This is a genomic window from Pedobacter sp. WC2501 (genome assembly GCF_052682415.1).
Window position 1 is genome coordinate 5,383,887 of the sequence record NZ_JBQZFI010000001.1, and the last position, 15,826, is coordinate 5,399,712.

The window sequence follows — 15,826 nt, forward strand, 5'->3', positions numbered from 1 at the left end:
AATGAAATACAGGTTTGGCTTTTCTAAAAACCAAAAGGGCAGATTTACCATAGCTATATTAGCCCCAAATAAAAACAAGGTTCATTTTACCATATAAGATAGATAAGGACATATAAGCCAATACTGCCAGATCCTGGCCACGAAGTAGCTTTAGACCTAAAAAAATAAGAACAGCTAATAAAACGAGTTCGGAATGACGAACGGTTAGGGCGACCGATTAAGTTTGAAACTAATTACTAACAACTTTGGCAAAAAGCGACAGGAATTGTTATTTTTGAACCTCAAAAAAACAGGAGCCGATTTGGATTATTTAGCAGGATTAAACCCACAACAGAGAGCAGCAGTAGAGAACACAAAAGGACCAGTAATGATTGTTGCAGGTGCAGGTTCGGGCAAAACCAGGGTAATTACCTTTCGTGTAGCCCACCTTATTCAAACCGGTACCGATCCATTTAATATTCTGGTTTTAACCTTTACCAACAAAGCGAGTAAAGATATGCGTGAGCGTATCAGTAAAGTGGTTGGTGCAGAGGCAAAGAACATCTGGATGGGTACTTTTCACTCTGTTTTTGCGAAAATTCTACGGGTAGAGGCCGAGAAAATCGGTTATCCAAGCAACTTTACCATTTACGATACGGATGATAGCAAAAGTGTAATCCGCGCTATTTTGAAAGAAATGCAGCTGGATGATAAATTATATGCTGCGAACTTTGTTTTCAATAGAATTTCATCAGCTAAAAATAATTTAATTTCATGGGGCGAATACCAGGCTAACGATCAAATACAGGCTGAAGATATCCAGAATAAACGCCCATTAATTGGCCAGATTTACGAAACCTATGCCAAACGTTGTTTCAGGGCCGGCGCAATGGATTTTGATGATCTGTTGTTCAAAACCAATATTTTATTAAAAGAACACCCGGATGTTTTAAATAAATACCAGCAGAAATTCAGATACCTGATGGTGGATGAGTACCAAGATACCAACTTTTCGCAGTACACTATTGTGAAAAAACTGGCTGCTGCATATCAAAACATTTGTGTAGTGGGTGATGATGCACAGAGTATTTATGCGTTCCGTGGTGCAAACATCCAGAATATTTTAAATTTCGAACGCGATTACCCTGATTTAAAGGTTTATAAATTAGAACAGAATTATCGCTCTACCCAAAATATTGTTGATGCAGCGAGCAGTATTATTGCCAACAACAAAAATCAGCTCGAAAAGAATGTATTTTCTGAAAATGCAGAAGGAGATAGAATTAAAGTTTCGCGTGCATTTACCGATAACGAAGAAGGTAAATTGGTTGCCGAAGCCATTATTCAGGAGCGCAGTACAAAAGGATATCAACACAGCGATTTCGCCATTTTATACCGTACCAATGCACAAAGCAGGGCTATGGAGGAAGGTTTACGTAAACTGAATATTCCTTACCGGATCTATGGCGGTCAGTCTTTTTACCAACGCAAAGAGATTAAAGATTTAATTGCTTATTTCCGTTTAACTTTTAATCCGAAGGATGAAGAGGCTATAAAACGTGTAATCAATTACCCTAAACGTGGTATTGGCGACACTTCTATCGATAAAATTATTGTTGCTGCAGATCAGCATGGAAAAACCATGTGGGATGTAATTTCTAATGCACACGAATATGTTGATGGGCGTTTAGCCAATCAACTGAACGATTTTTCCATGATGGTGCAAAGCTTCCAGGCAGAGGCAAAAAAACTTGATGCCTATGATACAGCTTTGTTTATTGCCCAACATGCAGGTATTTTAAAAGAATTATACACTGATGATAGTGTGGAAGGGCGTGCGAGATACGAAAATATCCAGGAGTTACTAAACGGTATTAAAGAATTTGCGGAGCGCGAAGATATTGAAGAAAAAGGCCTTGATATTTTTATGCAGGATGTTGCCCTTTTAACCAATGATGATAAAGATGGTGATAAAAATAAGGATACCGTTTCTTTAATGACGATCCACTCAGCCAAAGGATTGGAGTTTAAAAACGTGTTTATTGTTGGATTGGAAGAAAATCTGTTTCCATCACAAATGTCGTTAACCAACCGCACTGATTTAGAAGAGGAGCGCCGTTTGTTTTATGTAGCCATTACCCGTGCCGAGATAAAACTAACCATAACCTATGCTACGTCACGTTACCGTTGGGGTACATTAACCAACTGCGAACCAAGTCGTTTCATTAACGAAATTAGTCCGAAGTTTTTAGAGTTGGATGTTAAACCTGCCAAATCAACCAGTTTTGATGGCAATTTTGATGATGACCGCAAATCATGGACTTCACAACCACGCGACTTCATTAGCAAACCCAAACCAGCGGCTGGTGCAACTACTTCTGCACCACCTGTCCGTCCGAAAACAACATCGCTACTGGCAAAAGCGCACGTACCAACACCAGGTTTTACCCCATCACAACCGCATGAATTTCAGGGCGGTATGGAAGTGGAACACGAAAAATTCGGTTTTGGAAAAATTATCAGCTTAGAAGGAACCTTACCAGATGTTAAGGCAACAGTGTTTTTTCAGGGTTTAGGCAATAAACAGTTGCTGCTTAAATTTGCAAAACTGATGATTGTGAAGTAAAACGCAGATTTCCATTTAGCTACAGAAACGCAGAGGTATGAAAATCAAAGGAGATTCGTCATCCTGAACTTGTTTCAGGATCTTTAATAGATGCTGAATCAAGTTCAGCATGACCAGCGCTAATGAAAATTATGTCCAAGTCAGTACTCTCTGCGCTTTTCTCTCCGCGCTCTTTGCGGTTAAAAACACGATGGTTAAAAAGTTGAAAAACCACGAAATTATCCTTAATATTGGATTGGGTTCTCCCGATTACAAACCATGCAACTTACCAGGTTAGAAATTAAAGGTTTTAAGAGCTTTGGCGATAAAGTGACCATCAATTTTAATGAGGGTGTTACCGCTATCGTTGGTCCGAATGGTTGTGGAAAATCTAATGTAATTGATGCCATGCGCTGGGTTTTAGGCGAACAAAGCACTAAAGCATTACGTTCGGAAAAGATGGAGAACATCATTTTCAATGGAACAAAAAACCGTAAACAGGCGCAACTTGCAGAGGTTTCATTAAGTTTTGATAATACAAAAAATATCCTTCCTACCGCTTATTCACAGGTTACCGTAACCCGTAAACTCTACAGAAATGGCGACAGTGAATATCGTTTAAATGATGTTCAATGCAGGTTAAAAGACATCACCGACCTTTTTCTGGATACCGGAATCGGCTCTGATAGTTATTCCATTATCGAGCTTAAAATGGTTGATGAAATTATCACCAATAAAGAGCATAGCCGTCGTTCCTTATTTGAAGAAGCATCAGGAATCTCGAAATACAAATTACGCAAAAAACAGACTTTCAGCAAATTAAAAGACACAGAAGCCGATTTAGAGCGCGTTGAAGATTTACTTTTCGAGATCGAAAAAAACCTTAAAACCTTAGAAAATCAGGCGCGCAAAGCTGAGCGTTATTATAAGTTAAAAGAGCAATACCGCGAACTGAGTATTCAGTTGGCTACACATCGCATTGCCTTCTTCCGTACCGACTTAAATGCTTTAGAAACACAGGAGCAAAGTCAGCAGGTGAAGCGTGCAGAACTCAGTACCAAAATAGATACCGGTGAAGCCGAACTGCAAAAACTTAAACTAGGCAGTATTAATCAGGAAAAGAACCTTTCTGTACAACAAAAGGCTACAAACGAGTTTGTTTCTAAAATCCGCGCTTACGAAAGTGAGAAAAAAGTAAAAAACGAGCAGATGCGCTTTTTACAGGAAAAAGAAACACGCTTATCCGGCGAGCTGGAAAAAGATAAAAACCAGGTTAACCACATTAAATACAACATTAAACGTTTAAATGAAGAAGTTTTAACAGAAACCGAGGTTTTTAACCGACTGGAATCTGATTTAAAGCAGCTAAAATCTACGCTTGATACTTTACGCGAGCAACAACAGACCGAGAAAAACAGGACTGACAACCTGATCAAATCTGTTAACGACCTGCAAAACCAGGTATACCAATCGCAAAAAGAAATTGATATCCTGAATATCCAGAAAGATGCCCTGGTACAGGAAACCAACCGGAATGTTGATGATACCGAAACCAAAACATTAGAGTTAAAGGCTTTCGATCATGCATTAGCCGAACTTGATATCCAGGTAAGGGAAAAGCAGGCCAATATTAAAAACTTAACAGAAGCCGAAGAACTTTTAAAAGAAAAACTGGCTGCTTCCGAAATCAACCTGAGTTCTAACAAGGAAAAACTTACGGCTGAAAACCGTAAAAAAGATGCCAAACAGAACGAATATAACCTGACCAAATCGCTGGTTGATAGTTTGGAAGGTTTCCCGGAATCGATTCGCTTTTTAAAAAAAAACAATGCCTTTGCTAAAAGTGCCCTGCTCCTATCTGATATTTTATTCTGTAATGAAGATTACCGCATCGCGATAGAAAATTACCTCGAACCGGTAATGAACCACTATGTTGTTGACCAGTATGCAGATGCCGTTCAGGCCATTAACCTTTTAACCGATGCCAGCCGTGGAAGGGCGAATTTCTTTATTTTAGAAAATGTTCCCGATAAAAACCCGGTTATTGGTACTCACGAAGGATTGGTTTCGGCTTTATCGGTGATAGAAGTCGACAAAAAATACCAGCACCTCTGTAACCTGCTTTTACAAAATGTATACATCGCAATAGCTGAGCAAGAAAATTTGTTTAAAGCCACACCAACCGAGAGTTTAACCATTTTGGCCAAAAATGGAAAATATGCCCAAACGAGATTCACTTTGGCAGGTGGATCTGTAGGACTGTTTGAAGGTAAAAGGATTGGTCGTGCGAAGAATTTAGAAAATCTGGCCAAAGAAATTAAAGCTTCAGAATCACTGATTAATCAGTATAATGCAGCTATAAAAGCCGAAACAGACAACATATTTAACCTGAAAGAGGCTTCTAAAATTAACCAGATTAACGCTTTACAGCAGGAAATGAACCGTTTAAACAACGAACACATTTCTGTGCAGACGCGCCGCGATCAATATCAGGAGTTTATCACCACCAGCGAAAACCGCAAAACGGATATCGCGCAAAAGATCGTATCGATAGAAAAAGCCTTGTCGGAGAAGTTACCCGCATTGGTTCAACTGCAAAAAAATCAACAGGAAGCACACGTTAACCTGCAAGAGCAACAACTGAACTATCAGGAAATTGCCGATCAGGTAAATGAAAGTGCGGGTAAGTACAACCAGGATAATATCCGTTTCCATCAACAACAAAATAAGTTATCGGGTTTAGAAAAAGATTTAGATTACCGTTTTGTACAGGAAGAAGCTTTAAATAAGCGCATTGCCCAAAACGACAAAGAATTACAGGAAACCCTAATCCAAATTACGGCAACGTTACAACATACCGATCTGAACGATGATACGCTTCTGGAGATGTATCAACAACGTGAAGAGATGGAAAAAGGCCTTGCTGAAGCCGAGCAGGCATATTTTTCAAGCAAAGGAAGCATTAACGAGGTAGAAAACGACCTGACGAACATCCGCAAAAACCGCGAAGAAACTGATTTCTTATTAACCGAAATCAAGGATAAAAAGAATGCTTTAAAAATAGATCTGAATGCATTAAAAGAACGTTTAGCTGTCGAGTTTAATATCGACATCAATGATCTTTTAGAAACCGAAACTGAAATTGAAGTGCTGGAAAGCGAGTTCGAACTGCGCCAGAAAGTAGAAAAAATGAAGCGTCAGTTGGATGAATTTGGAGCCATCAACTCCATGGCCATGGAGGCTTTTAAAGAAATGGAAGAGCGTTACACCTTTATCCAGAACCAGAAAAAAGATCTCAACGCCGCCAAAGCCGATCTTTTACAAACCATAAAAGAAATTGATGATACGGCTAAAGATAAGTTTATGCAGGCTTTTACTCAGGCCCGCGAACATTTTATCGTGGTTTTCCGCTCTTTATTTAACGAAGAAGATAGCTGCGACCTGATTTTATCAGATATCAACAATCCTTTAGAGGCCGATATTGATATTATTGCCCGCCCAAAAGGGAAAAGACCTTTATCGATCAACCAGTTATCTGGTGGAGAAAAAACATTAACGGCTACCGCCCTATTGTTTTCACTTTACCTGTTGAAACCTGCGCCTTTCTGTATTTTCGACGAGGTTGATGCCCCATTGGATGATACCAACATTGATAAATTCAATAATATTATCCGCAAATTCTCCGATCAATCGCAGTTTATCATCGTATCACATAACAAACGTACCATTGCCAGTACCGATATCATTTACGGAGTAACGATGGTAGAGCAGGGCGTTTCGAGGGTGGTAGCCGTAGATTTAAGAGAAGTGGCGGCGTAAGCACTTACAGACCTATAAGGTTTAAAAACTTAATAAGTCTAAAGCAAACAAATCTATTGTTTCCGTCATTTGATATTTTTTGTCATGCTGAGGTACGAAGCATCTTCAACCTATGAGAAAGATGCTTCGTACCTCAGCATGACAACGTTTTCAAGGCTGCCGCAAATAAAAAGTATTCCGTTCCCATCAGGTTTAGAAACGCAATACAGCAAAGCAAACAGCGTTTGAATAGCGTAACGAAAAATGTATATTTGTTAATAACAATAAAAGATATGTTAGCTACAGTTAAAGGATATTATGAAAAAGGAAAAATAACGCTGAAAGAAAAAGCGCCTGTACAGACCAAAACGGAAGTTATAGTTACTTTTTTAACAGAAGATAAGCCACTTCTTGCTAAAAGGATTCCTGGTGCGTTTAAAGGTAAAATATCAATCCCTGATGATTTTAACGAACCTTTAGATGATTTTAAGGAATATATGTAATGGCATCTAATCATTATCTTTTAGATACCCATTGTTTAATATGGTTTCAGGAAAATAATCCAAAGATCCCTAAAAAGATATTAGATATTCTTCAAAATACAGAAAACGTTGTTTATTTCAGTCAAATTAGTTTGTTTGAAATCTCAATAAAACAGTCCCTCGGCAAACTTCCTAACTTCAGTGTATCTGTTGAAGATATTCATAATCAAGCGCTATTAGATGGCTTCAGTTTTTTAGTCATAGAAAATTCTGCAATTTTCAATTATTATAGCATTCCATTGTTGAATGAACACAGAGATCCATTCGATCGGCTATTAATTTCTTCAGCTATACAACAAGATGCTACTTTATTATCTGCTGATGAAAAATTCAAGCTTTATCCAAATATTTTAAAATTACTTTGGCAATAATTCATTATAATCATGAAAATCCTATATATCATTCCCTTAGCGATGATGCTAAGTTGCTGCTCATCAGTAAAAAATCAAACGGGGGCTACCGATTCAGGCAAATTAGATACCCAATTATTAAAAGATGTAGAAGTATTATCATCAGATGCTTATCAAGGCAGAAAAACCGGTACAAAGGGCGCTGAAATGGCCAGGACATATATTATAGAAAGGTTTCAGAAACTGGGTTTAAAATCCTACCCACAGCATGTAAACTATGCACAGGAATTTACCTTTAATGGAAGATCTGGCGCAAAAGTGAATGGGACAAATCTAATCGGCTACATTCCTGGCAAAGGAAACAATGTAATTGTTGTTTCGGCACATTACGACCATTTAGGGGTAATTAAAGATGAAGTTTATAATGGTGCTGATGACAATGCATCAGGAACTGCAGGCCTATTAAAAATTGCAGCCTATTTCGCTAAGAACAAGCCGAATAATACGATCATTTTCGCGGCTTTCGATGCGGAAGAAATGGGCTTACAGGGTGCAAAAGCATTTGTTGGTAACCCACCAGTGCCTGTTAATACTATCGCTATTGATTTAAACATGGATATGATCAGCCATAGTGATAAAGGTGAACTCTATGTATGTGGGACTTTCAAATATCCTGATTTAAAGAAATATGTAGATACGACTAAAACCAATATCAAATTACTTTTCGGCCACGACGATCCTAAACAAGGTCATGACGACTGGACCAACCAGAGTGATCAAGGCGCATTTAATGCTAAAAATATTCCATTCTTATATTTTGGCGTGGAAGATCACAAAGATTACCATAAAGCTACAGATGAATATTCTACCATCACCAAACCATTTTTCAGTAATGCTGCAAGTGCTGTACTGGATGTGGTAAAAAGTATCGACACACAAACTGGCTTACAACAATTGTTAAAGGATAAAATGATCATGATGGACAACCCAAGAAAGTTGGAAAAATTTTAATGAATTGATTTATATAGATCTAAACCTGCCCTATCCGGCAGGTTTTTTTATGCTTTAAAAATTTAAAGCATAAAAACATCCAACTGAATATCAATTAATTAACAATAAAATATTTTATAGTAGTAACTTAAATTAACCAAACTAAAAAAATAGTTGCTACGATAAAAGAGTTAAAGAAATAACGATTAATGAAGTTCTATTGCTGGAGATCATAAAAAAGAAGCCAGAAGATTACCACCACCACCGCCAGTTGAACCAGGCTTTTTAAAATCAAAAAAGTCTGGTGCTCCAAAAGTTGATCAGATTCGTTTCGCTCCACCTATTGTAAAAAAAGATAAAAAGAACTTACCAGTACCACCGCCACCGCCAGTTGAACCAAAAACTAAAAAAATTGGTGGTAAATAGTAAAAGGTAATATTTTAAGTACAGGATAACTACTATGGCACGGTAAACCACGAATTTCGTTTCAAAAAATCTCCCTCAAAATAAGCTGAAAGCGGGTATAACTCTGCTTTCAGTTTTTATATTATATGATTTTTTCCCAAGGCCTTACTTCAATACCATTACTACGGTTTTGGATAACCGATCCGGTATAACAAATAATGGTTTTTAATTTCTTCTTATCATCTGCCAGATCCTTAAAATATAACAAGCCTTTTTGATAATCGGAATTCATTGTTGCCCCAGCTTTAATTTCTACTGCTGTAACTGCTGTGGCTGTATCAAGTAGTACGTCCAATTCATTTCCTGTTTTATCACGCCAATAATAAAGATTATCCTGTAAACCATCATTTAAACGTTGTTTAAGCAGGTCTATAATCATCATATTTTCGAACAGAGCACCAATACTGGGATGAAATGCAAGTTGCTCAACATTTTGGAGTCCTAATAAACTACAGGCAACGCCAGTATCGTAAAAATAAAGTTTTGGGGCTTTTATAATCCGTTTATTGTAGTTATTATAAAATGGTCTCAGCAAATAGATGATATAACTTGATTGCAAGATATATAACCATGCATGCACCGTTTTGGCATCGATACCACAATCGTTACCAAGCGATTGCATATTTAAAATTTGCCCCGTTCTACCCGCACATAAGCGTAAAAATTTCATGAACAATGCCAAATCTGTAATGTTTTTCAATTGGCGAACATCTCTTTCTACGTAAGTATTGATATAATTGGGATACCAATCTACAGTATCGATATTTTTATATAAAGGCTCTGGATAAGCCCCAGAAAATATATGACTTTGATAATCCGATAATAATTTTGCCGTCTTTAATTCTTTCAAACTGCAGGGCAATAAATGTAAATAAGCTACCCTACCAGCTAAGGTCTGGGATATGCTTTCCTGCATTAAAAAGTTATTGCTTCCACTTAAAATAAAAAAACCAGCTTTATTATTTTCATCTACGATTTGCTGGATATAAGAAAACAAATGAGGTAATTTTTGCACTTCATCTAAAATGGCTCCATTTTTAAATTGCTTTAAAAAACCCTTTGGATCAGCTGTTGCAAATTCAGCAATATCAGGATTTTCAAGTGACACATAGGGTTTACGAGGAAAAGTTGTCTTGCAGATCGTTGTTTTACCACTCTGCCGTGGACCAACAACTGCAACAACTCTAAACTTAGAGGCCAATTGTTTTAATTTATTTTTACCAACTCTATGAATCATAGTTAAATATAAAAATAAAGTAGACAAATCCGGAATTAAATTCCTGATTAGGACAAAATAAATAACCCCGAGGCAAGCCTCGAGGTATTAAAAGAGCCGGAGTTGTTCTAAATGCACTTTTTGATACTCATTTTCCTTGCCTTGATTCTCTATATATTTTTTTATCACGTCTTTATTGCCATATTGACCAACAGTATTTGCATAGTAGCCACTTGTCCAAAAATTGCCTCCCCACAACAATTGCTTTATTTCCGGATGGCGTTTAAAAAGCTCACGAGCTGTGAGGCTTTTTATCAAGGTCACAAGTTTCGAAACACTCATCGAGGGAACAGATTGAACTAAAAAATGAACATGGTCTGGCTCGTAACCTATTTCCAAAAACTGCAATTCATAACGCTCGGATATCTCCACGCAAATATCTTTCAATGAAACACCTGAAGAACTGTTTAGTGCTCCACGACTATATTTCAGAGGAAATACCAGATGGTATAACAAAAGGGTCTTATTGTGACGTTTATAAATATGTTCATCCACAATGCAAATGTATTTGAAAACTCTTCGTTTTCAAACTTTCCGCTTTGACCCCGAGGCAAGCCTCGAGGTATTCTCGGAATAAATTATTAAATAACTATAAATCAAAAACTTAATTAAAGAATAGCTACATAGATATCGATTAATTACTGCGGCACATAAACCACATATTTAGTCTCAAAAAAATCTTCCTCAAAATAAGCTGAAAGCGGGTATAATTCTGCTTTCAGTTTTGATTCTTTGATTTCTTCAGCTAAATCGCCCCCTTTTAAATATAAAATCCCATTCGGAATGGCATTTAAGGAGTCTTTTTTAAATTTACCCTGTATCCATGGATAAAATTCGCCTAAGCGTGTAACCGCCCTAGATACGACAAAGTTAAATTTCTCTTTAATCTGCTCAGCTCTTAAATGATCGGCCTTTAAATTCTCCAAGCCTAATGCCGATGCTACTTCTTTAACCACTTTAATCTTTTTTCCAATAGAATCTACCAGATAGAATTGCGTTTCAGGAAACAAAATCGCCAATGGGATGCCCGGAAAACCACCACCAGTACCTACATCTAAAACTGATTCGCCAGCTTTAAAATTGCATACTTTAGCTATTCCCAACGAGTGCAATACGTGGCGCTCATATAATTCTTCAATATCTTTTCTCGAAATTACATTGATTTGCGAATTCCAAAAGCTATATAATTCGAACAGTTGCGAAAATTGGGCAATCTGTTTTTCGCTTAAATCAGGGAAATATTTTAAAACGATATCGGGCTTTACATCAAGCATATTGTAATTACTAAAGGATTATTGAATTATTTCCAGTTTACTTTTTTCTTGCCAAATAAGGCTAAAAATCCGTTCAGGGTTAAAAACAGAAACAAAAGTATATCTAAAATCGGGAACCACCAACGCAAATCGCTATAGTTTAAGCGTTTCAGCAATTTTGGATAAATAAAACACCTGATGATGATGCTTAATCCGAGGATTCCTAAAGCGATGTATTGCGCCTCGCGACTAAAAAACATACATGCGACAAAGAAAGCATAGAATAAAAACTGGAAAACAATCTGCAGGCTTAAAATAAACTTATGTTTTGATTTATAGAACTTTCCCGCACCAAAATGACGTTTTTTTTGTCTCAGATAGCCTTGCCAGGTATTATTAGGTTCACTCCAAACATGACTATCGCGGTGTAAACGGATTTCGGTATTGTATTTATTGGCGTGTGCATTTACAAACAAATCATCATCTCCGGATGGGATATGCATGTGTGCTGCAAAGCCTTTATTTTTAAAAAAAAGCGATTTTTTATAAGCCATATTGCGTCCAACGCCCATATAAGGCATGCCTTTTAAGGCGAAAGACAAGTAATTTACTGCAGTAAAAAAGGTTTCAAACCTGATCAGTGCATTTAAAAGACTTCTTTTCTTCATATAAGGAGAATAGCCCAAAACGATTTCCGTATTTTCGTCAGCAGGCTGCTGCATATCCATTAACCAATTTTCGGAAGCTGGAGTGCAATCTGCATCAGTAAAAACTAACCAATCATATTTAGCGGCCTTTATTCCCATGGTTACCGCAAATTTTTTGCCTGCTATAAATTTATCGTTATCTAAAATCTTAACTACTTTCAGGTTACGGTGTTTCTTCTCTAATTGTTCTAAAAACTCTTCTGTACCGTCCCAGGAGCGATCATTAACCACCACAATTTCGAACTCCGGATAGTTTTGACTTAATAATACAGGCAGATACCGCTCTAAATTCACAATTTCATTTCTGGCACAAACAATTACACTTAGCGGTTTTTGAGCCGACGAGGGAACCTCTTCGATACTTACATTAGCCAATTTTAAATGAACAAAAAGTACATAGTAAAGCTGCACAAAAAGGCAAAAAGCCAATATCGAGAGCAGAATAATTTCAATCAGGGTTAATATCACGGTGTTAAAATAAACAGGCGCAAATTTCTCATTTTTAATCTGTAAATCACTTTTATGTGGATAAAAAATTAAACAAAAATATGCCCTCAATTTTTGCTATTTTTGGCAGATTTTCGACGAGAAAAAACACATATAAACCGCCTGCCATCAAAATAGCAATTCGTTTAATAAAACGGAATTGATGGCGGTAAACTCCACTTAATAATGGGAGAAAAATAAATAGAAACAGATGAAATTTAGTTTACAGGCTAACGATCCACTATCTAAAGCCAGAGCCGGAACAGTAACAACTGCTCATGGCGAAATACAAACCCCTATTTTTATGCCTGTGGGCACTGCCGGAACGGTAAAAGCCGTTCATCAGCGCGAACTGAAAGACGATATTGATGCTAAAATCATTCTTGGCAATACGTACCATTTATATTTAAGACCAGGATTAGACATTCTTGAAAAAGCTGGCGGATTACATAAATTTATTGGCTGGGATCGTCCTATTTTAACAGATAGTGGCGGCTACCAGGTGTATTCTTTGAGTAAAGTTCGTAAAATTAAGGAAGAAGGTGTTACTTTTCACTCTCACATTGATGGATCAAAACACCTTTTTACTCCTGAATATGCGATGGATATTCAGCGCACCATTGGTGCAGATATTATTATGGCCTTTGATGAGTGTACGCCTTATCCATGCGACTATACTTATGCGGCGCAATCGATTAAAATGACCCATCGTTGGTTAAAACGCTGTTGCGAACGTTTTGATACAACAGAACCTAAATATGGTTTTGACCAAACGTTATTCCCCATTGTACAGGGTTCGGTGTATAAAGATTTACGTATTAAATCTGCAGAATTCATTGCCAGCATGAACCGTGAAGGCAATGCCATTGGTGGTTTATCTGTTGGCGAACCTGCTGAAGAGATGTATGCCATGACAGAAGTGGTATGCAATATATTACCAGAAGAAAAACCACGTTATTTAATGGGTGTGGGCACACCTATTAATATTTTAGAGAATATTGCGTTGGGTATTGATATGTTCGATTGTGTAATGCCAACCAGAAACGCTAGAAATGGCATGCTTTTTACCAGAAACGGAATCATCAACATCAGGAACAAAAAATGGGAGAATGATTTCTCTCCACTGGATGCCGAGAGCGATCTTCATGCTGATTTAGTAACCAGTAAAGCATATTTAAGACATTTAGTACATAGCAAGGAGATGCTTGGCGCTCAAATTGCTACCTTGCATAATCTGCATTTCTATCTTTGGCTGGTAAAACAGGCCAGGGAAAAGATCATTGCTGGTGAATTTTACGAATGGAAAAACAAAATGGTTAAAGTATTAGGCAATAAGCTATAAAATGAGTCTGTTAAAAGGAAGGATAAAAATCATCGATCAGTATATTATCGGGAAATACCTGGGTACATTTATTTATACCCTGGCCATTTTTGTGATCATTATTGTAGTGTTCGACCTGTCGGAAAAGATGGATGATTTTATGAAAAGCGGCTTGAGTTTTTGGGGAATCCTTTCCAAATATTACGCAGGCTCTATTCCTTTTTATGTGAATATGCTTTCCCCCCTGATCAATTTTATTGCAGTGATTTTCTTTACCGCAAAAATGGCCGATCAGACTGAAATTGTACCAATTTTGAGTGGTGGGGTGAGTTTTAACCGCTTTTTATTTCCTTACCTGGTGTCGGCTACAATTATTTTCTCAGCCAACTTACTTTCAAATCTATATATCCTTCCTTATACCAATACTTTAAAAAACAGCTTCGAGAATACATATGTAAAACGTAATGATCCTTCCACAAAATCAAACATCCACATGAAACTGGATGACAAAACCTATATTTATATTGATAATTTCGACAATAAAACCAATTCAGGATACCGGTTTTCTCTGGATAATTTTAGCGGAGATGTACTGACCAAAAAGATTGTTGCAGAAAATATAAAATGGGATTCGCTTAAACGAAAATGGCAGTTGAGCAACTACTCTATCAGGAAGATTGACGGCCTGAAAGAAACCATGATTTATGGTAACGGAAAGCTTAAGGATACCATTCTGGATATGCGTCCGGATGATTTTTCAGCATATGACAATGTGGTACAAAATTTAACCACAAAGGAACTTTCCGATAAGATCAGGAAAGAAAAGATCCGTGGAACAGGCATAATGAACGACCTCCAGTTTGAAAAATACAAACGTTACCTTCACCCGCTTTCAGCATTCGTATTAACGCTGATTGGCGTGGCACTATCGTCGCGTAAAGTACGTGGAGGGGTCGGTGTATCATTAGGTATCGGAATCTTCATTAGCTTTGCTTATATCGTATTTAATCAGTTCACACAGATGTTTTCGACTAAAGGTGGATTACCTCCTTTTGCAGCTGTGATTATGCCTACATTATTCTTTGGCTTATTAGGTTTTTACCTGTTAAGAAAAGCACCAAAATAGCAATGGAAGCCACTAAAAAGAATTTACTCATTCTTCATCTTACTGTATTTGTCTGGGGCTTTACAGGCGTGCTCGGAAAATTAATTTCTATTGATGCAGTACCCATGGTTTGGTACCGGGTATTGATTGCAGCAGCTACACTTTTTGCCTGGTTTTTAATCACCAAAAAGAATATTAAAATAACCAAAAAGCAGTTTATTCAATTCTTTCTAACCGGCGGAATTGTAGCCATTCACTGGATATTTTTCTTTCATGCCATTAAAGTTTCCACGGTTTCAGTAACCTTGGTATGCCTGTCATCCTTTACTTTATTTACCGCAATTTTAGAGCCACTGATCAAAAAACAGCCCATTCAAATGGGCGATATTCTGATTGGTTTATTAATTATTCTCGGGATATATATGATCTTTAAATTTGAAGGCCAGTATACCTTAGGAATTATTTTTGGTTTGTTAGCAGCAGTGGCATCCAGTCTTTTTTCAACCATAAACTCGACATTAGTACAAAAAAGCGAGCCTTCCATTATCAGTTTTTATGAACTGGTGGGTGCGCTTTTCTGGATTACACTTTACCGTTTATACGATGGAACACTACTGCACACAGCATTCAATTTAAGCACCAAAAACTGGTTCTATCTTATTCTTCTTGGGACACTTTGTACATCTGTTGCCTATGTTGCGGGTGTTGCTGTAATGCGGACATTATCGGCTTTCAGGGTAGCCTTAATTACCAATCTTGAACCTGTTTACGGAATTGTTTTGGCCTTCATTTTCTTTCAGAATAAAGAACAGATGACAGGCGGGTTTTACATTGGTGCAACGATTATTCTAGGCTCGATATTCTTATATCCGATCTACAAAAAGAGGAAGAACAAGCTATAGAATCCTATTGGTAAATTACACAGTAATACAACATACACCTTTCATCA

The 15,826-nt window shown here is 37.3% G+C and carries 12 protein-coding genes; 8 read left to right on the plus strand and 4 right to left on the minus strand.

Annotated elements, in window-relative coordinates; translation table 11 throughout:
* The first annotated feature begins 301 nt into the window (after window positions 1–301).
* The 5 genes from ACUN24_RS22600 (at window position 302) to ACUN24_RS22620 (ending at window position 8,285) form a co-directional block, all read left to right on the plus strand.
* Window positions 302–2,605 carry an ATP-dependent helicase gene (locus tag ACUN24_RS22600; RefSeq protein ID WP_445565155.1) on the plus strand — a complete coding sequence of 768 codons (2,304 nt, stop codon included), beginning with the start codon at window positions 302–304 and terminating at the stop codon, window positions 2,603–2,605.
* Window positions 2,606–2,863: 258 nt separating this feature from the next.
* The gene (smc, locus tag ACUN24_RS22605; RefSeq protein ID WP_445564576.1) at window positions 2,864–6,403 is read left to right on the plus strand and encodes a chromosome segregation protein SMC; all 3,540 of its coding nucleotides are present in this window, start codon (window positions 2,864–2,866) and stop codon (window positions 6,401–6,403) included.
* Between the two features lie 272 nt (window positions 6,404–6,675).
* Window positions 6,676–6,885, plus strand: coding sequence for a DUF2281 domain-containing protein (locus ACUN24_RS22610; protein ID WP_121286706.1), 210 nt, complete (start codon window positions 6,676–6,678; stop codon window positions 6,883–6,885).
* Entirely contained in the window at window positions 6,885–7,295 is a 411-nt protein-coding gene (locus ACUN24_RS22615; protein ID WP_132403815.1) for a type II toxin-antitoxin system VapC family toxin, read from the plus strand. Before ACUN24_RS22610 ends, ACUN24_RS22615 begins: the two co-directional genes overlap by 1 nt.
* 12 nt (window positions 7,296–7,307) lie before the next feature.
* Window positions 7,308–8,285, plus strand: coding sequence for a M28 family peptidase (locus tag ACUN24_RS22620; protein WP_445564577.1), 978 nt, complete (start codon window positions 7,308–7,310; stop codon window positions 8,283–8,285).
* Window positions 8,286–8,811: 526 nt separating this feature from the next.
* Here ACUN24_RS22620 and ACUN24_RS22625 read toward each other — a convergent pair.
* The 4 genes from ACUN24_RS22625 to ACUN24_RS22640 all read right to left on the minus strand — a co-directional run bounded on the left by ACUN24_RS22625 (window position 8,812) and on the right by ACUN24_RS22640 (window position 12,523).
* The gene (locus ACUN24_RS22625) at window positions 8,812–9,966 is read right to left on the minus strand and encodes an ATP-binding protein (RefSeq protein ID WP_445564578.1); all 1,155 of its coding nucleotides are present in this window, start codon (window positions 9,964–9,966) and stop codon (window positions 8,812–8,814) included.
* Window positions 9,967–10,053: 87 nt separating this feature from the next.
* Window positions 10,054–10,500, minus strand: a complete 447-nt coding sequence (gene tnpA / locus ACUN24_RS22630) for an IS200/IS605 family transposase (RefSeq protein WP_445564579.1) — start codon at window positions 10,498–10,500, stop codon at window positions 10,054–10,056.
* A gap of 143 nt (window positions 10,501–10,643) precedes the next feature.
* The gene (gene rsmG, locus ACUN24_RS22635) at window positions 10,644–11,279 is read right to left on the minus strand and encodes a 16S rRNA (guanine(527)-N(7))-methyltransferase RsmG (RefSeq protein WP_445564580.1); all 636 of its coding nucleotides are present in this window, start codon (window positions 11,277–11,279) and stop codon (window positions 10,644–10,646) included.
* Window positions 11,280–11,305: 26 nt separating this feature from the next.
* On the minus strand, window positions 11,306–12,523 hold the full coding sequence (locus ACUN24_RS22640; RefSeq protein ID WP_445564581.1) for a glycosyltransferase: 1,218 nt from the start codon (window positions 12,521–12,523) through the stop codon (window positions 11,306–11,308).
* 139 nt (window positions 12,524–12,662) lie between these two features.
* Between ACUN24_RS22640 and tgt the strand changes: the two genes are divergently transcribed.
* Genes tgt through ACUN24_RS22655 form a run of 3 tightly spaced genes read left to right on the plus strand, consistent with a single transcriptional unit; the run spans window position 12,663 to window position 15,779 of the window.
* The gene (tgt, locus tag ACUN24_RS22645; protein ID WP_121286727.1) at window positions 12,663–13,793 is read left to right on the plus strand and encodes a tRNA guanosine(34) transglycosylase Tgt; all 1,131 of its coding nucleotides are present in this window, start codon (window positions 12,663–12,665) and stop codon (window positions 13,791–13,793) included.
* Between the two features lies 1 nt (window position 13,794).
* Window positions 13,795–14,898, plus strand: a complete 1,104-nt coding sequence (locus tag ACUN24_RS22650; RefSeq protein WP_132403829.1) for an LptF/LptG family permease — start codon at window positions 13,795–13,797, stop codon at window positions 14,896–14,898.
* Between the two features lie 2 nt (window positions 14,899–14,900).
* Window positions 14,901–15,779 carry a DMT family transporter gene (locus ACUN24_RS22655; RefSeq protein ID WP_445564582.1) on the plus strand — a complete coding sequence of 293 codons (879 nt, stop codon included), beginning with the start codon at window positions 14,901–14,903 and terminating at the stop codon, window positions 15,777–15,779.
* The last annotated feature ends 47 nt before the right edge of the window (window positions 15,780–15,826 follow it).